This is a genomic window from Rhizobium sp. YIM 134829, from assembly GCF_046546455.1.
Genome location: NZ_JBKHKI010000001.1, coordinates 304,913 through 322,445 on the forward strand (window position 1 = coordinate 304,913; position 17,533 = coordinate 322,445).

A 17,533-nucleotide genomic window follows, 5' to 3' on the forward strand; every position below is an offset into this window, starting at 1 on the left:
TGTGGAAAGCGCGGCCGCCTCACCAGCCGCCACCGCCACCGCCGCCACCCCCGCCGCCGGAGAAGCCGCCGCCCGAGGAAAAGCCGGAGGAGGAGCTCTTGGGTGGCGGCGGAAGGGAGGACTGCATGGTGCTGGCCATCGAGCCGGCAAAGCCGCCCATGCGGCCGGCGAACCCGCCGTCGAAACCCTGCCCGTGATACCAGACCGGCGAATAGGCCGCCGCCCCGGCAGCGGCCGTCGCCAGCCAGGTCTCGAAGGTGCGCGACCAAGGCTCCTCGACGCCGAGCGCCACGGCATAGGGCAGCAGCGTCTCGTAATGGGTGGGCGACATCGTGGGCGCGCCGGCCATGTTCATCCGCTCCTTCTCGGCCAGCGTCAGATATTGCCGCAGCCCGGCGATCTCGGCCGAGAGCTTGGCGCCGAGCGGCGTCGGCGCCCCCATCAGGAAGAAGAACAGGCCGTTGATGAGCACGATGCCGCCGACGCAGAGGAGGAGCGGCAGCTGATGCGTCTCGATCGCCTCCAGCGCGATCATCGAGAACAGGCCGCCGAAGATGGTCAGCGCCACGAAGGCGAAGATGGCCAGCACGACGACCGACAGGATGCGCCGCGCCAGGCTCGCCCGTCGGCGCACCGATTTGACGAGGCCGCCGAGCATGATCGTGACGAAGACGGCTGCGAAGACCGGGATGATGACGATGCCGATCCCATCCTCGCTTAGATGGCCGAAGAGGACGATCAGCGCCAGTGTGATCGCCGAAAGACCGAGACCGATGAGGATCAGCCCCCAATTCTGCCGGTAATATTTGCCGCGGTGCTCGCTCTCGATCGCCGTGCGAAAGGCCGTGCCGAGTTTCTGCACGGCCGGGCCGTTCGCCTTGTCGATCACCAGCGTGCCGCCCGCCTGATCGACAGCGGCGATGAGGCTCGCCTCGCCGACCGCTGCACCGGACGCGGGCCGGGATGCGGCTCGCCGAGCGACCTGCCAGGGGCCTCCCTTCTCCTCAGCACCCGCAGCGGCTCCGCCTTCCGCCCGACGCAAAGTCAGCGAGGATTTGAAATCCTCCAGCACCAGCTCGCCGGCCACGGCGAGATTGAGCGCCGCGGCGGACAGCGCCGTCCAGCCGCCATCGGCAAAGCCGCGATTGTCGACATAATTGACCAGCGCCGGCGACAGGCCGGCCGGCGGTTCCCAACGCGGCACGACCACGCCGCCTTCCGGATCGCGCCCGGCGCGGAACCAGACAAAGAGATAGTAGACGCCGACCAGCATCAGTCCGGGTGTGGCGATCAGGAGGGCGAGATTGTCCCGCATCCACCAGAGCCGTTCCTGGCTTGCATCGGGCGCGGCGACGGCACCCTTCGGCAGCTTGACGAGGATGGTCAGCCCCTCCTCGGCCCCGAGCGGCCGGGTGGTGCGGAAGACGGCGCCATCGGCTGTCTCCTCGCCCCTTGCATCGCGCGCGGTCGACCCCTGCGGCCCGGTGTAAGCGGCGAGCGCAAGCGGCCTGACGTCTTTCGGCAGGGTAACCCGCGCGGAAGCCGCGTCGATCGGGAAGCTCCAGCCATTGCCGGTGACGTTCCAGTAGAGCTCGTCATAGCTGTTAAAGAAACGGATCTGCCGATCGGTCTCATAGGTCAGCTCGAACACATGCTCGCCATGCCGCAGGATGACGTCTTTCTCGCCCGTATAGATGCGGATGCCGCCGTCGATCGCCTCGGTGCGGGAAGGTTCCTCCTTCCCATCGCGACGGACGGAGAGCAGCGTGAAGCCGACGCGGTGCGTGCGCCCCTCTGCATCCTGCATCAAGAGCGGAAAATCGCGATAGATGCCGCGCTGGATCCGGTCGCCCTCAACCGTTGCGCGAATGCGCTCGGTGACCGTCAGTGCCCCATCCGCCGCCACGGCGATGGTTGCGTCATAGGCGCGAATCCGCTCCGCCGCGGACGCCATGCCGGAGAGGAGAAGAAGGACGACAAGGCCGACACCTGCCAGGAACCGCGTCATACACCCCTTCCTTCCCGTGATCGATCACACCGTTACGTTCAGTCCTTCGCCGCCATGCCGACGCCGAGCGAGGCCAGCGCATCCCAATAGTCCGGATAGGTCTTGCCGACGCAGTCGGGATCGCGAATGGTGATGCCGCCGATCTTCAAGCCCGCCAGCGCGAAGCTCATGGCGATGCGGTGATCGGCGAAGGTGTCGATCTCCGCAGGCAGGCTCTGGCCAGCAAGCGCCGGATCGGAGGCGACCAGAAGATCGTCGCCCTCTTCCACCCCGAGTCCCGGCCGAATGGCCGTGAGCCCGGTCGAGAGCGCGCGCACGCGATCGCATTCCTTGACGCGCAGATTGGCAAGGCCGGTAAAGCGCACCGGCGTCTCGTTGAAGGCGGCGAGCACGGCGAGCGTGGGCACGGCATCCTGCATCTGCGAGCCATCGATGACGGGGGGCAGATGCGGAAAGGTAGAGATGACCGCGTGCGCCCGCGCATCGGGCTGGGAGAAATCCTCCGCCGCGACGCCGAGATCGATGCGTCCGCCGGTCAGCACCTCCGCCGCCCAGAGATAGGTTGCGGCCGAGGCGTCGGGCTCGACCATGAAGTCCGTCGCCCGGTATCCGGTCGGCTGCACGATCCAGAGCGCCGCACCCTGTTGCTCGACCTCTGCGCCGAAGGCGCGCATGGCGGCGAGCGTCAGGTCGATATAGCCCCGTGCGCCGATCTCCTCGCCCTTAAGCGCAATCTCCACCGGCGCATGGCCGCCGGCTGCCGCCATCAGCAGCGCCGAGACATATTGGCTCGACAGGCCGGCATCGATCTCAACGCGGGTGCCCGGAAGGGTGCCGGTGCCGGTGACGGTGACGGGCGGGCAGCCGCTCGGGGCCTCGACGGCAACGCCGAGCCGCGTCAACGCCTCGACCAGGGGAGCAATCGGCCGCTTGCGCATGTGCTGGTCGCCATCGACCACCACACGGCCCTCGACCAGAGCGGCGGCGGCGGTGAGGAAGCGCGTAGCGGTGCCCGCATTGCCGAGGAACAGCGGGCCTTCCGGCGCCTTCAGCCGGCCGGTGCCGGTGACGACGAAGGTGGTGGCATCCGGCTCCTGGACGCCGACGCCCATGGCCCGCAGCGCCTCGGCCATATAGCGGGTGTCGTCGCTCTTCAGCGCCCCGGTCAGCCGGCTGGTGCCCTTGGCAAGGCCGGCGAGCAGCAGCGCGCGGTTGGTGATCGACTTCGAGCCCGGCGGCCGCACGGTTCCGATCAGCGGACCCGTCACGGGCTCGAGCGTCAGTTTTTTCTCGGTCATGGTCATTGTCTCAGTCTCTCGACCGCTGCGCGTGATGAATGAATGGCCCGTTAGAATTTGACGGTGGGAACGGCGCGATCGGCTTCGTTGGTGATTTCGAAATAGGCGGCCTTGGAGAAGCCGAAGGGGCCAGCGACCAGATTGGCGGGAAAGCTTTCAACGCGCACATTGAGATCGCGGGCGGCACCATTGTAGTAGCGCCGCGCCATCTGGATCTCGTTTTCGGTCTTTTCCAGCGAGGCCTGTAGCTCGGAATAATTCTGGTTGGCTTTGAGATCCGGATAGGCTTCGGCGAGCGCAAAGAGGCGGCCGAGCGCTTGGGAGAGCAGTCCTTCGGCCTGGGCACGGCCGGCGACATCACCCGTCGGCACGGCCTGGGCCTTATTGCGCAGCGAGACGACCTCTTCCAGCGTACCGCGTTCATGGGCGGCATAGCCCTTCACCGTCTCGACGAGGTTCGGAATGAGATCGGCGCGGCGCTTCAGCTGAACGTCGATGCCCGACCAGGCCTCTTCCTTGACCTGCCGCGCTTTGACGAGCCCGTTGTAGAGGATGATCAGATAAAGCGCCAAAACGGCCAGAATGATCAGCCCGATAATCATGTCTTCCCCTTTTGCCGACGACGGGCATAGCCCATTGGCCCCTCATAGCGCCCTTTTTCGCCGGCGACCACTTCAAAGCGTGGCGCCGCAGCGCCATCGCCGTGTCACCTGAGACCGATCTTGACACTGTCTCGGCCGGGGACCATGGATATCAGCAGGTTTCGCGATAGAAACAAGTTTCGCACCGGCTTACCATGACAATCATTCCTGCGTTCCGGCATCATCGCCTCTGGCCGATGCCGGCTTACGATCTGCCATGAGGCAGAGCCGGACAGGCAAGACCTTTCTCCGGTTGGCACTCCGTAGCTCTTGCGTTCACGACCCGGCCGGGCGCCGCCCGTGCCGGAGCCCGTTTCCTGCGCGCAGACCGCGCCGCGACACTTGCGAAAGGATACCATGACGCTTCTTGCCATCATCACCCTGGCCGCCGTGCTCCTGATGGGTGTCAGCCATCTCATCGCGCTACGCACCGAGCGGCCGCGCAGCCTGATTGCACCGCTCGAAAGCGCGCCGCTCTACATCCACCGGCCGAAGCGCGGCTGAGCGGCGTCAGGCGGCAGCCAGATTGACGCCGCCCGCCTCCGTCAGCAGGAAGGCCTCGCCACAGGCCTTGGCCAGCGTGCGCACGCGCAGGATATAGCCCTGCCGCTCGGTAACCGAGATCACGCCGCGCGCATCAAGCAGGTTGAAGACGTGGCTGGCCTTGATGCACTGGTCATAGGCCGGAAAGACGCATTTGTGCAGCTGGACATTCGCGCTGCTCGTCGAAGCGCCGGCCTTCAACAGCGACTGGCATTCGCGCTCGGCATCGATGAAGTGCTGATGCAGCATGGCGGTGTCGGCATATTCGAAATTATAGCGCGAATATTCCTGCTCGGCCTGCAGGAAGACGTCGCCATAGCTGATCTTCTCGGCACCCTCGCGGCCGTTGAAATTCAGGTCGTAGACATTGTCGACGCCCTGGACATACATGGCGAGCCGCTCGAGCCCGTAGGTGAGCTCGCCTGAGACCGGTGCGCATTCGATGCCGCAGACCTGCTGGAAATAGGTGAACTGCGACACTTCCATGCCATCGCACCAGCATTCCCAACCAAGCCCCCAGGCCCCGAGCGTCGGGCTTTCCCAGTCGTCTTCCACGAAGCGGATATCGTGCAGCAGCGGATCGAGACCGATCGCCTCCAGCGAGCCGAGATAGAGCTCCTGCAGATTAGATGGGTTGGGCTTCAGGATGACCTGGTACTGATAGTAATGCTGCAAGCGGTTGGGATTTTCGCCGTAGCGGCCATCGGTCGGCCGGCGCGAGGGCTGCACATAGGCGGCCCGCCAGGGCTTCGGCCCCAGTGCCCGCAGCGTCGTCGCCGGATGGAACGTCCCGGCGCCCACCTCCATGTCATAGGGCTGCAGCACGGCACAGCCCTTGTCCGCCCAATAGGCGTGCAGCGTGAGGATCAGCGCCTGGAAGGAGCGCTTCGGGTTCATGTGGTCGGGAACGGTGCTCATGGTCTCTCGCCGCTTTCCTGGCGCCATCGGTCAAAACGTGCCGGACGAGTGCCATGGCAAGCGGCGGGGGTCAATGCGGGAGTGCGGATGCGGAGCTCAGTCCGGATTGCAAATGAACGCAAAGCGCTTCCAGGCCATCGTTGCCACGCCATCGCAGCCAACCTATAAATGGGGAACCAGCGGAGGGTCGCGCCATGTTGAAGAACACGACCATGAATCTGCCTGAAGACCTGGTCGCCAGGGTCGAGGCCTATGCCGCGCGCAATCGGACGACTATTACAGCGATCGTGCGCGAGCATTTGGAAGCGATCACCGAGCCGGAGAAGGCGGTCTCCGATGAAGACCCGCTTCTCGCCTATTCCAAGGGTCTGCTTTCGCGACAGGAGGCCGTGCGGCGCCTCGGTCTCAGAGACTACGCAGACCTGCTCGTCGCGCTGGGAGATGCCGACCTCCCCATGCCGCTCCCTTCGAGGCAGGAGATCGAACACCAGGCTTCCACTTTTGCAGAACTCTGGAAGATGGGATGAAGCGGTGTACGATCATCCTGCCCGACGCGGGCCCGATCAACAGCCTGTGGGTCGCCGATCGGCTCGATCTCCTGCTCAGACTTGATATGCGCATCGTCGTCGTCGACGCGGTCTATGACGAGCTGACCAGCGATCCGTCCTATCTTAAGGATGCCGAAGTGAAGGTCTTCATTGACGAACACTCGCCACCCATCGTCATCGAGCGCACGGATATTGGCGACGCTGAGCGGGAGAAGCGGCGGCGCGGACAGAAGAGCAAGAAAAACGCCGGGGAGCTGGCGATGATCGACTTCATTTCCGATGAAGGCGGCATTCGACGATATGTCGATACCAACGAACCCGTAGCGATCCTGTTCGAGGATGCGGGCCTCAGGGTCTTCAACCGTCCACCGAACCTTCACCTGATCTCGACCGTCGGGCTGCTCTACGGGATGCAGGAGGTCGGCATTATCCCCTCAGCGGCGGATATCATCGATGAGATGCTTCACCCCAAAAAACCGGGTCGAAGGCCGGAAGATGCCAGACGTTTTACCGATCTACCCGGCGGCATAGACGAACCCGCAACGATCGGCAGCTCTTGGAAGAGCTAAGGGTCACGCGTGGTTGCCTCTCCTCCCGTCGAAGCAGATGTCTTACTTTAGACGGGTCATGTCTTCACTAAGGGCGGCCAGAGCCCCTCAATCCCGCTTCAACCGATACTCCCCGGTCGCCGGGTCCTTCACCAGCGTGCCCTGCGAGCCCGTTTCCTTCTGGCGGCGGAGCTGGTCGCGTTGGCGGGCGAGGCGTTCGGCGTCGAGCACGAATTTGCGATAGCCGAACCAGGCGATGAAGGCGACGATGAGGAGCAGAATCAGGGGCGGCATGGGTTGGGTCCGAAAGCTGGGCGGCGAAGACGAAAGGGGGCAGGCGCATCATGGATCGGCGGGCGGCGTGCGCCTGCGGTGGGCGGGCCGCGCAGACCACCGTTCGTGACGGGGGTGCCGCGCGCCCTGCCTTGAGCGTCAAAGACCGAACCGGCCCCATAATGCCTTTTCCTGGGCGAGATCCGCAAGTCCCGAAACCGCACCGGCGCCGATCTCAGCTGCGGCGTGGTCGATCGAGACGCCCGGCTGCTTGCGGCCGAAGAGCGAGCGGCCGGCGGAGATCAGCTGCAGCTCCGCATCCCGGCCGTAACGGCGCTTGATTTCGCTGCGCATATCGCCGATGCCGTCGACGAGGCCGAGCGACAGCGCCCGCCCGCCGGTCCAGAACAAGCCGGAGAAGAGCGTGCCGTCATCGGCGAGCTTCGTGCCGCGCCGGCCCTTCACCATGTCGATGAAGGTGGCGTGGATCTCCTGCTGCAGGGTCTTCAGATAGGCGATATCGTCCTGCTTCTCCGGCTGGAAGGGATCGAGCATCACCTTGTTCTCACCCGACGTATAGACACGCCGCTCGACGCCGATCTTGTCGAGCAGCTCGGGAAATCCGAAGCCGCCGGAAACGACGCCGATCGAACCGACGATCGAGCTCGGATCGACGAAGATCTCGTCGCCGGCGATTGCGATCATATAACCGCCCGAGGCCGCGACATCCTCTACGAAGACGAGCACGCGCTTGTTCTTCTCCTCCGCCAGATCCCGGATCCGGCGGAAGATCAGCCGCGACTGGACGGGGGAGCCGCCCGGCGAATTGATGGAGAGCGCCACGGCGGGCGCATCCTTGATGGCAAAGGCCTTCTCGAGCAGCGGCGCGGCCGCGGCAAGATTGAGCATGGGCCGGAAACCGCCGCCGCCGCTCATGATCGCACCGTGCAGGCGCACGACGGGGATTGTCACGCCCTCCTTGCGAAAACGCTTCGGTAGCAGCCGCTTGAGCTTCAGTCCCATCGTCAGACGTCCTTCCATCGACACAGTCGTCGCTCCGCCATGTAGGAATTGCTGAAACGGGCGCAATGGGCCGGAAGCCGTGCCGGCCCTCGGCACGATGACATTTCCGTCAGTAGCGGCGGCAGCGCCGCTCAGCGTCCGCGGCGGTCGCGGCGTCGGTAGGCGCTGCGCCCGTTGTTGAGCGCATCGACCTCGACCGTGAAGCGATGCGAGCCTGGCTCATGCATGACGAGCGGTGCTCTCAGCGTCAGCCGCGCGCGCGACTGCTTGATGGCGGTCACCAGGATGCGCACGGCATCCTCGCCCTCGCGCGGCAGCAGCGCCGTGATCTCCAGCCCGCCGAAGCGGCGGCCGCAGGCGGTGACGATCTCGGCGATCGACTCCGGCCGGGCGATGAGCGAGAGCTGGCCGCCGGGGCGTAAGAGCGCGCCTGCTGTGCGAATCCAGGCGTCGAAGAGGCCTTCGCTCATGGCATGCGCCTCGGCTTTCAGCGGATCGGGCGTCATGCGGTCGGCGGCGCTGTTGAAGGGCGGGTTCATGATCGCGTGATCGAAGACCTCGTCCTCAAGCCCCGCCGCCAGACGCGCGCGGCCGGTCAGCGTCACATCCGCCTCCAGCACCTGGCAGCGCCGGGCAAGGTGGCTGTTTTCGGGAAGCGCCAGGCTGCGCCGGGCGAAATCGGCCATATCCGGCGCCCGCTCGACCAGCAGCACCTCCGCGTCCTCCAGCCGCGCCGCGACCGCCAACCCGGCCGCACCGGCGCCGGCGCCGAGATCGACGACCCGGCCCGGCGTGGCGACGAGCGAGGCGAGCAGCATGGCATCCATGCCCGAACGGTGGCCGCGCCCCAGCGGCTGGACGAGGTGGAAGCCGCCACGGTGGAAGCTGTCGATGGTCTCGCACGGCGGGGCTGCCCCCTGCCCGTCGCCGCTCACCCGCGCAGCTCCTTCTCGAGCCCGGCATCCCGCAGGATCCGGCGCGCCTCGTCGGCCCGCTCGCCTTCGACCATCAGCCGGCGTGGGAGCAAGCCGAGCGAGCCTTCCAGAATGCTCATCCCCTGGTCTGCCACAAAACAGAGGATGCCGGCATCGCGCAGCAACGATTCAGCGAAGGAGAGCGTGACGGCATCGTTGGTTCGGATCAGTTCCTGCATCATATCCTTGGGAAAACGAGGGCTGCGACAGTTGGCGTCCGACGGCGGACGCAAATGCCCCTTGCCGCCAAAGGCCCCCCTTTCTATTCTCCATCCATGAGAATGAACAGGAGTGGCTCGTTTTGGGCGTCGTAATACCGCTGGATGACGGCAAGAACAAACTGGCTTCCGTGAAGCCGCTGGTCGATCTGACCAAGGCCGACATGGAGCGGGTGAACCAACTCATCCTGTCCAAGGCCGGTTCGGACGTGCAGATGATCCCGGAGGTCGCCAACCACCTGATCTCCTCCGGCGGCAAGCGGCTGCGGCCGATGCTCACCCTGTCCTCCGCCGCCCTGTTCGGCTACAGCGGCGACCACCATATCAAGCTCGCCACCAGCGTCGAGTTCATGCACACGGCCACCCTGCTGCATGACGACGTCGTGGATGAGAGCGATCTCCGGCGCGGCAAGTCCACCGCGCGGATGATCTGGGGCAATCAGGCGAGCGTGCTCGTCGGCGACTTCCTGCTTGGCCAGGCCTTCCGTATGATGGTTGATGTCGGCTCGCTGGAGGCGCTGGACGTGCTTTCCACGGCGGCCTCGGTGATCGCCGAGGGCGAGGTGCTGCAGCTCTCCGTCGCCAAGCATTTGGCGACGACCGAGGACGATTATCTCTCCGTCATCCGCGCCAAGACCGCAGCGCTGTTCGCGGCCGCGGCCGAGGTCGGCCCGATCGTCGCCAAGGCCGATCGCGCCAGCCGCAATGCGCTGAAATCCTATGGGATGAATCTCGGCCTCGCCTTCCAGCTGGTGGACGACGTGCTCGACTATGGCGGGTCTGCCGCCGAACTCGGCAAGAATGTCGGCGACGATTTTCGTGAGGGTAAGATTACCCTCCCCGTCATCCTCTCCTATCGCCGCGGCACGGCGGAGGATCGCGAGTTCTGGCGCCGCGCCATCGAGGATGGCGAAAGCAGCGATGCCAATCTGGAGCGGGCGCACGGCCTCATCACCCGTTATGGCGGCCTGACCGACACGATCGCCCGCGCCAAGCATTACGGCACGATCGCGCGCGATGCGCTGGCGCCGCTTCCGGCCTCGGCGCATAAATCCGCTCTGCTCGAGGTCATCGATTTCTGCATCGACCGGGTCAACTGAGCCTTCGCAGAAACCGGCTTTTCCGCGGGCGTGCGCCAAAAAAGCCATTCTATGCTGGCAGGAGCGCTCGAAAGGCGCATGTGCCGCAGGCGCGGCGATTCCGCTGCGGCGGGGGATGCGCTACATCATGTGGAACTGATTCCGGGCAGCGCCGGTGCGCGGCCCTTACGAAAGGCGTGTCATGCGGCAGAAAAGAACAGTTCGGATGCTCTCAAGCGTGGCCTTCCTGGCGCTGGCCATGGTCTCCGGCGCCAGCCTGTGCCAGGCGGAAGCCGAAAAGCCGGCAACCGAGCAAACGACAGCCAAGCCTTTCGATGTGAATTCGGTCAACACCTTTTCCGGCGCCTTCCTGGCGGCGCGCACGGCCGATGTCGATCACGATTACGAGACCGCAACTCGGCTCTATCGCACGGCGCTCGAATTCGAGCCGACCAATGTCGACGTCAAGCAGCGGCTGATGGTGACGCTGCTTCTGAACGGTGAGTTCGAAAAGGGTGCCGAGCTCGCCAAGGACCTCAAGGACGATGCCTCCGTCGAGCGGATCACCACCGTGGTGCGCGGCATCGACGCGATCCGCAAGAAGGACTATCGCAACGCCGAGAAGATCCTGAACTATTCCGGCCCCAATGATCTCGACCGGATGATGAATTCGCTTCTCGTCGCCTGGGCCAAGGCCGGCCAAGGCAAGCCGAAGGATGCGATCGCGCTGATCGATGCGATGGAGGGGCCAGACTGGTTCGCCATCTTCAAGAACTACCAGGCCGGCGCCATCGCGCTCGCTGCCGGCGACAAGACGCGGGCTCGCACCAAGCTGACCGACGCGATCTCCGACAAGAACGGTGCCTCGGCCGCGCCCGACACATTCCTGCGGGCGATCACCGCGCTCGCCCGGCTGGAAGCACGCGATGGCAACAAGCAGAAGGCGCTCGACACGATCGCCGTCGGCCAGAATTTCGTCAGCAACTATGCGCCGCTCGACGCGCTGCGCAAGAGCGTCGATGAGGGCAAGCCGCAGGAGCAGCAGGTGCGCAATGCCGCCCAGGGCGCGGCGTCGGTGCTGTTCTCGGTCGGTGCGGCACTGAACAGGGAAGGCGCGGAAGACATCGTCTCGCTCTATCTGCAGGTGGCGCGTGCGCTCGATCCGGATAGCGCCGATATTCTCGTCATGCTCGGCGGCATTGCCGAGAATCTCAAGCAGCCGCAGCGCGCCATCGCTCTCTATCGCGAGGTGTCGGAAGGCTCTCCCATGCGGCGCCTGTCGGAAATGCAGCTTGGCCTGGCGCTGGCCGAAGTCGGCGACAAGGACGAGGCCAAAAAGCATCTGCGCGGCCTGATCGAGCTCGATCCCAAGGACATCCGCAGCTATCTTGCCTATGGCAGCGTGCTCTCCGACAACAAGGACTACAAGGAGATGGCCGAGGTCTATGACCGCGCTGTCGACGAGATCGGCCCTGTGCCGAAGCGCGGCGACTGGACGGTCTTCTTCCAGCGCGGCATTGCCTACGAGCGGCTGAAGATCTGGGACAAGGCCGAGCCGAACTTCAAGAAGGCCCTGGAGCTCAATCCCGACCAGCCGCAGGTCCTGAACTATCTCGGCTATTCCTGGGTCGACATGAACATCAACCTCGACGAGGGGCTGGACATGATCCGCCGCGCCGTCGATCTCAAGCCGGATGACGGCTACATCGTCGACTCGCTTGGCTGGGCCTATTTCCGTCTCAACCGCTTCGACGAGGCGGTGGCGGAGCTTGAGCGGGCTGCCGAGCTCAAGGCCGGCGATCCGACGATCAACGACCATCTGGGCGATGCCTATTGGCGGATCGGCCGGCGTCTGGAGGCGGTGTTCCAGTGGAACCAGGCGCTGGAGCTGAAGCCGGAAGAGGCGGAGATCCCGAAGATCAAGGCGAAGATCGAAAGCGGCCTGCCGCCGCTCGACCCCAAGGTGCCGGCCGCCGCCGATGCCGAGCCCGAAAAACCCGCCGTCACGGCTGAGCCCGGCAAGAAATCCTGACCCGGCCGCCGATGCGGAAAGTTTGCCGTTCTACCAGAAACCGCCGGCCGGCCAGTGACACCCTCTGGGCTGCCGCCCAGAGGGTGTGTTTGGCAAAGGGTGCTCCATCAAGGGCGCACGCCGCATGACAGGGCCGTTCGACACTCCGGACATGGCGCTGGTCGTGCATGCGCCGGCCAAGATCAATCTCGCGCTGCATGTGGTCGGCCAGAGGGTCGATGGGCATCATCTCCTGGAAAGCGTGGTGACCTTTGCCGATCGTGGCGACCGCGTGATGCTGGCGCTGGCAGACGAGGATCGCTTTACCCTGTCCGGCCCCTTTTCCGATCAACTGTCGCGCGAGGCTGGTGGCCGGGGCGGCAATCTGGTGCTGGCGGCGCGTGATCTGTTGCGCGACACACTGCAGGCCGACGGCTATGAGGCCCAGCCGGTGCAGATCCATCTTGAGAAGAACCTGCCGATCGCCTCGGGGATCGGCGGCGGGTCAGCCGATGCGGCGGCGACGCTCAAAGGCTTGACAACGCTCTGGCAGGCCGAGTCCGCAGCTGGAAACCTCGTCGCGCTCGGCCTGGCGCTCGGCGCCGATGTGCCCATGTGCCTGGAAGGGCGGCCGCTGATTGCCCGCGGAATCGGCGAGGAGATCACGGCGCTCGACATGCCGGCCTTCCATGCGCTGCTGGTCAATCCGCTGGTCGGCGTCTCGACCCCCGCCGTGTTCCGGGCGCTCGCCCACAAGACCAATGCGGCGCTCGACCTGCCGGAAAATCTGTCGCGAGGCGCGGACTGGCTTGGCGTGCTCGACGCGCTGCGCAACGATCTCCAGCCGCCGGCCCTGTCGCTGGAGCCGGCGATCGGCGCCGTGCTCGAAGCGCTGGAGCTGACCGGCGCGCCGGTGCTGCGCATGTCCGGCTCCGGCGCCACCTGTTTTGCGCTTTACGCCACAGCCGAGGTTCGGGATCAGGCGGCCGTAGCCCTGACCGCCGCGCGGCCCGACTGGTTCGTGATGGCCTGCGAGACCGTGTCGGCGGTCTAGGCTGGCTTGGTCGAGAAAGCCGAGGCGCCGACTGCGTCGATGGACATCTGCGCGCTTCACGAACGTCGTTGCCGCTGGAGATTTTCCTCCCGCGCCATATGATCAAGGGCACTTTTGAGCCGACTGCGATCGCGTCGTCGATGGACGGCGTGACAGAGACAGACAAATCAGGGCAGCGAGCCCCTCTCCTTCACGAAAGCGACGACCATGGCCGACCAGACCCCCGCGCCGGAGCGCCCCTTCATCCCGGTCTCGATCGCGGTGCTCACCGTGTCCGACACGCGTAGCCGCGCGGAGGATCGCTCCGGCGATACGCTGGAGGCGAGGCTGATCGCGGCCGGGCATCGGCTGGCAGCCCGCGCCATCGTGCCCGACGAGCGCGAGGCGATTGCCGCTCAGGTGCGCAGCTGGAGCGAGGACCCGGACATCGATGTGGTCATCACCACCGGCGGCACCGGATTCACCGGGCGGGACGTGACGCCCGAGGCGCTGGAGCCGCTGTTCGAGAAGCGTATGGATGGATTTTCGGTGCTGTTTCACCAGCTCTCGGCCACCAAGATCGGCACCTCGACCATCCAGTCCCGCGCCACCGCCGGCGTGCTGAACGCCACCTTCGTCTTCGTGCTGCCGGGCTCGCCCGGCGCCTGCCGCGATGCCTGGGATGGCATCCTCAACCAGCAGCTCGACTATCGCCACCGCCCCTGCAATTTCGTCGAGATCATGCCCCGGCTGGACGAGCACCTGCAGCGCTGAAGCCCGGACGCGCGCTGGCCACCTTCCCACAACGGCGATCGCCGATCATCTCGACTCCGCCTGTTGGCCATCGGGCCCCGCGGCCCAAGCGGGCATCAATTCGCTCGGCAAACGGTGCACGCCCCTGCGGCGCACCAATTCCGAGAGCGCCATTCCCGGATGAACCAAAGCCGCCGCGTCGCTGCGGCGCATGAGAAAGCCGCGCTCCAGCGGAGGCTGCGGTCGAACAAGACGATGGAGGAAGGAGCGGCGGTGACGCTGGGAGGCCGAGAAACGGGCCGGCGTCCGCCCGACGGCCATATGCTCCGCAACCTCGTTCACCCAATTGCGCAGCGGGCGCGCGCCCGGCTCGAGCAGCAGCAGCCAGGTCCCCCGCGCGAGGCGGAGCGCCTCGGAGAGCGCACCCTGTTCCATGAAACGCGCGCCGGCGGCATCCGCAACGGCGCGAGAGGCATCGGTCGAGCCGCGGTCGAGCACGAGAACATCGCTGACCAGCCCCTCCACCGCCCCAGGCACCAGCGCCGCCAGGGTCTGGGCGAGACGCGCCTCATTGTTCCGGGTCTCGAGGAGCACTGTCAGCATGCTCGGAACCTAACGCAGTGCAGCAAAAACTGCCACCGGAGCCGAGAGCCCGAACACGTTAAAATCATGTTCATCATGAATCCCGCCCGGTTGCCAATCCGCATCCGCCGCTTTGTTCTTGCATTGTTCTCATCATCGCGGTAGAAGATCGACATCGGGACCGGGGAGGCCGACTCGTTTCGCATCGCGCGCCTCCCCGTCGCCCCAGCCGGAGTATCCCATGACCGATCTGTCGCATGTCAGGCAGGGCGCGTTGGCGCCCGGCAACGGGGCCGATATGGCCGAGGCGATGATGGCCGAGACGGGCCTGCGCATCGAGGGCGAACGCCGGCGCGGACGCGGCGCCGCCTTGAATACCGCCGGTCGTTTCGAACCGGTGACGCGGACGATCGAGGATGATGGCTGGCAGTCGCTGGAGGACCTGCCGGAGTTCAAGACCGAGGTTCAGGTCGAGAAGCCGCGCAGCGTCATCACGCGCAACGACTCGCCCGATCTCAACTTCGACCGGTCCGTGAACCCCTATCGCGGCTGCGAGCATGGCTGCATCTATTGCTTCGCCCGTCCGACCCACGCCTATGTGGGTCTCTCCGCCGGGCTTGATTTCGAGACCAAGCTGTTCGCCAAGCCGGACGCGGCGCGCCTCCTGGAGCGCGAGCTCAGCAAGCCGGGGTACAAGGTGCGGCCGCTGGCGCTTGGCACCAACACCGACCCCTACCAGCCGATCGAGAAGGAGTGGCGCATCACCCGCCAGATCATCGAGGTGCTGAAGGAAGCGGATCATCCGCTGATGATCGTCACCAAGTCGGCGCTGGTGACGCGCGACATCGACCTCCTGGCGCCCATGGCGGAAAAGGGTCTGGTCCGGGTCGGCATGTCGGTGACGACGCTCGACCGAAAGCTGGCGCGGGCGATGGAGCCGCGTTGCTCGACGCCGCCGAAGCGGCTGGAGGCGATCCGCGCCCTCTCCGATGCCGGCATCCCCACCAGCGTCCTCATGTCGCCAATCATTCCGGCGCTGAACGACCACGAGATCGAGCGCGTGCTCGACAGCGCCAAGGCGGCGGGCGCAGGCGAGGCGAGCTATGTGCTGCTGCGTCTGCCGCTGGAGGTGAGCCCGCTTTTCCGCGACTGGCTGCTGCGTCACTATCCGGACCGCTACCGGCATGTGATGTCGCTGGTGCGTTCCATGCGCGGCGGCAAGGATTACGACGCCGAGTTCGGCAAGCGGATGAAGGGCGCCGGGCCCTATGCCTGGCAGATCGGCCGCCGCTTCGACCTCGCAGCCAAGCGGCTCGAGCTCAACACCAACCGCCGGACGCTGAACAGCGATCTGTTCACGCCACCCTCCGGCGCCGGTGTTCAGCTCGCACTGTTTTAGCGTATTCTATGATCCGGCTAACGACAGCCGGCGTAGACAGCGTCAGGTCACAAGAATCGCGGTTCGTTCTCCTCGTGACGAAACCGCGAAGCCCGCGATGCCGCCGCCGCATCGGCGTCGGGGGCTTGAAGGGAATCGGGAGACTGTGCTCATCTAGGCCTATGGCCCGACGCACATCTCCCGATTCCCCTTCACTGCTGACGACCGGCAAAGGCGCGATCCACATCACCGGCGGACCGGACTTCGCGATGGAAGACGCCGCCGCACGCGAAGGTCTGTGGCCGATCGCCGGCACGGATGAGGCAGGGCGCGGACCGCTTGCCGGCCCCGTGGTCGCTGCCGCCGTGATCCTCGATCCCAACCGCATTCCTCAAGGCCTGAACGACAGCAAGCAATTGACCGCCGCGCGCCGCGAGGCGCTGTTTGTCGAGATTCTGGCAAGCAGCATCGTGTCGATTGCCTCCTCGGCCGCGGGCCGCATCGACGGAACCGATATTCGCAAGGCGAGTCTCGACGCCATGCGCCGCGCCGTGCTCGGCCTGCACCGCCGGCCCGCCCTCGTGCTCGCCGATGGCCGCGACGTGCCGCCCGGCCTGCCCTGCCCTGGCCGCGCCGTCGTCAAGGGCGATGCGCGCTCGCTCTCCATTGCCGCCGCCTCGATCGTCGCCAAGGTATCGCGCGACCGAATGATGGCCCGCGCCGACCTCTCCTTCCCCTCCTACGGCTTCGCCGTCCATGCCGGCTATGCCACCCTCCGCCACCGCTCCGCCCTGACAGAGCACGGCCCCTGCCCTCTCCACCGCATGACCTTCCGCCCGCTGCGGATCGACGGCGTGGAGATGGACGAGATGGATTTGCTGGCAGCGGAGTGAGGCCGAGTTGAGCCGCTTGATTCAAACCAACTGCAAAAGTCCCCCTCTGGCCTTCCGGCCATCTCCCCCACAAGGGGGGAGAGACCAAGGGGCAGCCGTTCGGCCCTCTCTCGCCTTTGTCACCATTCTCATCCGCCCCTCGCCGATCCCGTAGCCGAACGGATAGCGATGCCGGGGCCCCCAGCCCTCTCCCCCCTTGTGGGGGAGATGCCGGCAGGCAGAGGGGGTCTTGTGCGGGCGGCAGCACGCATTAACGCAAAAAGGCCGGCGCAGGGCCGGCCTTTTGGAACGTGGCGAAGGTCGAGATGGGTCAGTTCAGCCGCGTCTTCACTTCGCTGATCGACTTGTCGAAGAGCGCCGTCTGGGTGGACGTATTGGCGCGGGCCGCGATGACGCGTTCGGCGGCGGAGATGGCGATGTCGACGGCGGTGGCACGCACGGCGTTGATCGCATCGGCTTCAGCTTGGCGGATCTTCTGCTCGGAGAGCTGCGTGCGACGGGCGACGAAGTCTTCCGTCTTCTGCTTGGCGTCCGCGGTCAGGGCGGCGGCTTCGCGTTCGGCGGCGGCGACGATGTTGGCTGCGTCCGCTTCGGCGTCCTTCCGCTTCTTCTGATATTCGGTCAACAGGGCCTGGGCTTCCTCGCGCAGGCGCTTGGCCTCGTCGAGGTCGTTGCGGATGCGATCAGCCCGCTCGTCGAGCGACTTGCCCATCATGCCCGGCACCTTGAGATAGGCGATCAGCACGAGGAAGAGGACGAGGCCGACGGTGGCCCAGACGGTTGCCTGTGAGGTCAAATCCATAAGTCTGCTC

General features: G+C 65.7%; 19 protein-coding genes. 9 read left to right on the top strand and 10 right to left on the bottom strand.

Annotated features, from left to right (window positions below; all coding sequences use genetic code 11):
* Nucleotides 1-19 precede the first annotated feature (19 nt).
* From ACLE20_RS01475 to ACLE20_RS01485, 3 genes are read right to left on the bottom strand one after another with little or no spacing between them, the layout of a single operon-like run.
* Nucleotides 20-2,008, bottom strand: a complete 1,989-nt coding sequence (locus ACLE20_RS01475; protein WP_410938473.1) for a DUF2207 domain-containing protein — start codon at nt 2,006-2,008, stop codon at nt 20-22.
* Nucleotides 2,009-2,046: 38 nt separating this feature from the next.
* On the bottom strand, nt 2,047-3,312 hold the full coding sequence (locus ACLE20_RS01480) for a 3-phosphoshikimate 1-carboxyvinyltransferase (protein ID WP_410938474.1): 1,266 nt from the start codon (nt 3,310-3,312) through the stop codon (nt 2,047-2,049).
* A gap of 44 nt (nt 3,313-3,356) precedes the next feature.
* Nucleotides 3,357-3,908, bottom strand: a complete 552-nt coding sequence (locus tag ACLE20_RS01485; protein ID WP_410938475.1) for a LemA family protein — start codon at nt 3,906-3,908, stop codon at nt 3,357-3,359.
* Nucleotides 3,909-4,304: 396 nt separating this feature from the next.
* Between ACLE20_RS01485 and ACLE20_RS01490 the strand changes: the two genes are divergently transcribed.
* A complete protein-coding gene (locus ACLE20_RS01490) occupies nt 4,305-4,451 on the top strand; it encodes a hypothetical protein (RefSeq protein WP_410938476.1) in 147 nt (48 codons plus the stop codon).
* Between the two features lie 6 nt (nt 4,452-4,457).
* Here the strand turns inward: ACLE20_RS01490 and ACLE20_RS01495 are convergent, their stop codons facing one another.
* On the bottom strand, nt 4,458-5,408 hold the full coding sequence (locus tag ACLE20_RS01495; RefSeq protein WP_410938477.1) for a glycine--tRNA ligase subunit alpha: 951 nt from the start codon (nt 5,406-5,408) through the stop codon (nt 4,458-4,460).
* A gap of 194 nt (nt 5,409-5,602) precedes the next feature.
* Here ACLE20_RS01495 and ACLE20_RS01500 point away from each other — a divergent pair, with 194 nt between their 5' ends.
* Both ACLE20_RS01500 and ACLE20_RS01505 read left to right on the top strand, forming a co-directional pair.
* Complete coding sequence (locus ACLE20_RS01500; RefSeq protein ID WP_410938478.1) at nt 5,603-5,935, top strand: hypothetical protein; 333 nt, start codon at nt 5,603-5,605, stop codon at nt 5,933-5,935.
* Entirely contained in the window at nt 5,932-6,525 is a 594-nt protein-coding gene (locus ACLE20_RS01505) for a hypothetical protein (RefSeq protein WP_410938479.1), read from the top strand. Before ACLE20_RS01500 ends, ACLE20_RS01505 begins: the two co-directional genes overlap by 4 nt.
* A gap of 87 nt (nt 6,526-6,612) precedes the next feature.
* On the opposite strand, the gene ACLE20_RS01510 is transcribed toward ACLE20_RS01505, so the two are convergent.
* From ACLE20_RS01510 to ACLE20_RS01525, 4 genes are all read right to left on the bottom strand, one after another.
* Nucleotides 6,613-6,798, bottom strand: a complete 186-nt coding sequence (locus tag ACLE20_RS01510; protein ID WP_410938480.1) for a hypothetical protein — start codon at nt 6,796-6,798, stop codon at nt 6,613-6,615.
* Nucleotides 6,799-6,936: 138 nt separating this feature from the next.
* Nucleotides 6,937-7,800 carry a S49 family peptidase gene (locus ACLE20_RS01515; RefSeq protein WP_410938481.1) on the bottom strand — a complete coding sequence of 288 codons (864 nt, stop codon included), beginning with the start codon at nt 7,798-7,800 and terminating at the stop codon, nt 6,937-6,939.
* A gap of 131 nt (nt 7,801-7,931) precedes the next feature.
* Nucleotides 7,932-8,735, bottom strand: coding sequence for a tRNA1(Val) (adenine(37)-N6)-methyltransferase (locus ACLE20_RS01520; protein ID WP_410938482.1), 804 nt, complete (start codon nt 8,733-8,735; stop codon nt 7,932-7,934).
* Nucleotides 8,732-8,953 (bottom strand): DUF2007 domain-containing protein, encoded by a 222-nt coding sequence (locus tag ACLE20_RS01525; RefSeq protein WP_410938483.1) that lies wholly within the window; start codon nt 8,951-8,953, stop codon nt 8,732-8,734. Before ACLE20_RS01525 ends, ACLE20_RS01520 begins: the two co-directional genes overlap by 4 nt.
* Before the next feature lie 122 nt (nt 8,954-9,075).
* Between ACLE20_RS01525 and ACLE20_RS01530 the strand changes: the two genes are divergently transcribed.
* The 4 genes from ACLE20_RS01530 (at nt 9,076) to moaB (ending at nt 13,889) form a co-directional block, all read left to right on the top strand.
* Nucleotides 9,076-10,092 (top strand): polyprenyl synthetase family protein, encoded by a 1,017-nt coding sequence (locus ACLE20_RS01530; protein ID WP_410938484.1) that lies wholly within the window; start codon nt 9,076-9,078, stop codon nt 10,090-10,092.
* A 181-nt stretch (nt 10,093-10,273) separates the two neighbouring features.
* Nucleotides 10,274-12,103: a tetratricopeptide repeat protein gene (locus tag ACLE20_RS01535; RefSeq protein WP_410938485.1), complete on the top strand. Its 1,830-nt coding sequence runs from the start codon at nt 10,274-10,276 to the stop codon at nt 12,101-12,103.
* A gap of 124 nt (nt 12,104-12,227) precedes the next feature.
* Nucleotides 12,228-13,136, top strand: coding sequence for a 4-(cytidine 5'-diphospho)-2-C-methyl-D-erythritol kinase (locus tag ACLE20_RS01540; RefSeq protein ID WP_410938486.1), 909 nt, complete (start codon nt 12,228-12,230; stop codon nt 13,134-13,136).
* A gap of 207 nt (nt 13,137-13,343) precedes the next feature.
* The gene (gene moaB / locus ACLE20_RS01545) at nt 13,344-13,889 is read left to right on the top strand and encodes a molybdenum cofactor biosynthesis protein B (RefSeq protein WP_410938487.1); all 546 of its coding nucleotides are present in this window, start codon (nt 13,344-13,346) and stop codon (nt 13,887-13,889) included.
* A 45-nt stretch (nt 13,890-13,934) separates the two neighbouring features.
* Here the strand turns inward: moaB and ACLE20_RS01550 are convergent, their stop codons facing one another.
* Entirely contained in the window at nt 13,935-14,471 is a 537-nt protein-coding gene (locus tag ACLE20_RS01550; RefSeq protein ID WP_410938488.1) for a glycosyltransferase, read from the bottom strand.
* Nucleotides 14,472-14,691: 220 nt separating this feature from the next.
* Between ACLE20_RS01550 and ACLE20_RS01555 the strand changes: the two genes are divergently transcribed.
* Together ACLE20_RS01555 and ACLE20_RS01560 are read left to right on the top strand one after the other, a co-directional pair.
* Nucleotides 14,692-15,849: a PA0069 family radical SAM protein gene (locus tag ACLE20_RS01555; RefSeq protein ID WP_410938489.1), complete on the top strand. Its 1,158-nt coding sequence runs from the start codon at nt 14,692-14,694 to the stop codon at nt 15,847-15,849.
* Nucleotides 15,850-16,010: 161 nt separating this feature from the next.
* Complete coding sequence (locus tag ACLE20_RS01560) at nt 16,011-16,721, top strand: ribonuclease HII (RefSeq protein WP_410938490.1); 711 nt, start codon at nt 16,011-16,013, stop codon at nt 16,719-16,721.
* A 310-nt stretch (nt 16,722-17,031) separates the two neighbouring features.
* On the opposite strand, the gene ACLE20_RS01565 is transcribed toward ACLE20_RS01560, so the two are convergent.
* Nucleotides 17,032-17,523 (bottom strand): F0F1 ATP synthase subunit B, encoded by a 492-nt coding sequence (locus ACLE20_RS01565; protein WP_410938491.1) that lies wholly within the window; start codon nt 17,521-17,523, stop codon nt 17,032-17,034.
* Nucleotides 17,524-17,533: the final 10 nt, after the last annotated feature.

Bases quoted from the DNA above. Each gene is read 5' to 3' on its own strand.
- ACLE20_RS01515 (WP_410938481.1), bottom strand. From the start codon at position 7,800: ATGGGACTGAAGCTCAAGCGGCTGCTACCGAAGCGTTTTCGCAAGGAG.
- ACLE20_RS01480 (WP_410938474.1), bottom strand. From the start codon at position 3,312: ATGACCATGACCGAGAAAAAACTGACGCTCGAGCCCGTGACGGGTCCG.
- moaB (WP_410938487.1), top strand. From the start codon at position 13,344: ATGGCCGACCAGACCCCCGCGCCGGAGCGCCCCTTCATCCCGGTCTCG.
- ACLE20_RS01540 (WP_410938486.1), top strand. From the start codon at position 12,228: ATGACAGGGCCGTTCGACACTCCGGACATGGCGCTGGTCGTGCATGCG.
- ACLE20_RS01555 (WP_410938489.1), top strand. From the start codon at position 14,692: ATGACCGATCTGTCGCATGTCAGGCAGGGCGCGTTGGCGCCCGGCAAC.
- ACLE20_RS01510 (WP_410938480.1), bottom strand. From the start codon at position 6,798: ATGCCGCCCCTGATTCTGCTCCTCATCGTCGCCTTCATCGCCTGGTTC.
- ACLE20_RS01495 (WP_410938477.1), bottom strand. From the start codon at position 5,408: ATGAGCACCGTTCCCGACCACATGAACCCGAAGCGCTCCTTCCAGGCG.
- ACLE20_RS01535 (WP_410938485.1), top strand. From the start codon at position 10,274: ATGCGGCAGAAAAGAACAGTTCGGATGCTCTCAAGCGTGGCCTTCCTG.
- ACLE20_RS01500 (WP_410938478.1), top strand. From the start codon at position 5,603: ATGTTGAAGAACACGACCATGAATCTGCCTGAAGACCTGGTCGCCAGG.
- ACLE20_RS01490 (WP_410938476.1), top strand. From the start codon at position 4,305: ATGACGCTTCTTGCCATCATCACCCTGGCCGCCGTGCTCCTGATGGGT.
- ACLE20_RS01560 (WP_410938490.1), top strand. From the start codon at position 16,011: ATGGCCCGACGCACATCTCCCGATTCCCCTTCACTGCTGACGACCGGC.
- ACLE20_RS01525 (WP_410938483.1), bottom strand. From the start codon at position 8,953: ATGCAGGAACTGATCCGAACCAACGATGCCGTCACGCTCTCCTTCGCT.
- ACLE20_RS01475 (WP_410938473.1), bottom strand. From the start codon at position 2,008: ATGACGCGGTTCCTGGCAGGTGTCGGCCTTGTCGTCCTTCTTCTCCTC.
- ACLE20_RS01565 (WP_410938491.1), bottom strand. From the start codon at position 17,523: ATGGATTTGACCTCACAGGCAACCGTCTGGGCCACCGTCGGCCTCGTC.
- ACLE20_RS01550 (WP_410938488.1), bottom strand. From the start codon at position 14,471: ATGCTGACAGTGCTCCTCGAGACCCGGAACAATGAGGCGCGTCTCGCC.
- ACLE20_RS01505 (WP_410938479.1), top strand. From the start codon at position 5,932: ATGAAGCGGTGTACGATCATCCTGCCCGACGCGGGCCCGATCAACAGC.
- ACLE20_RS01485 (WP_410938475.1), bottom strand. From the start codon at position 3,908: ATGATTATCGGGCTGATCATTCTGGCCGTTTTGGCGCTTTATCTGATC.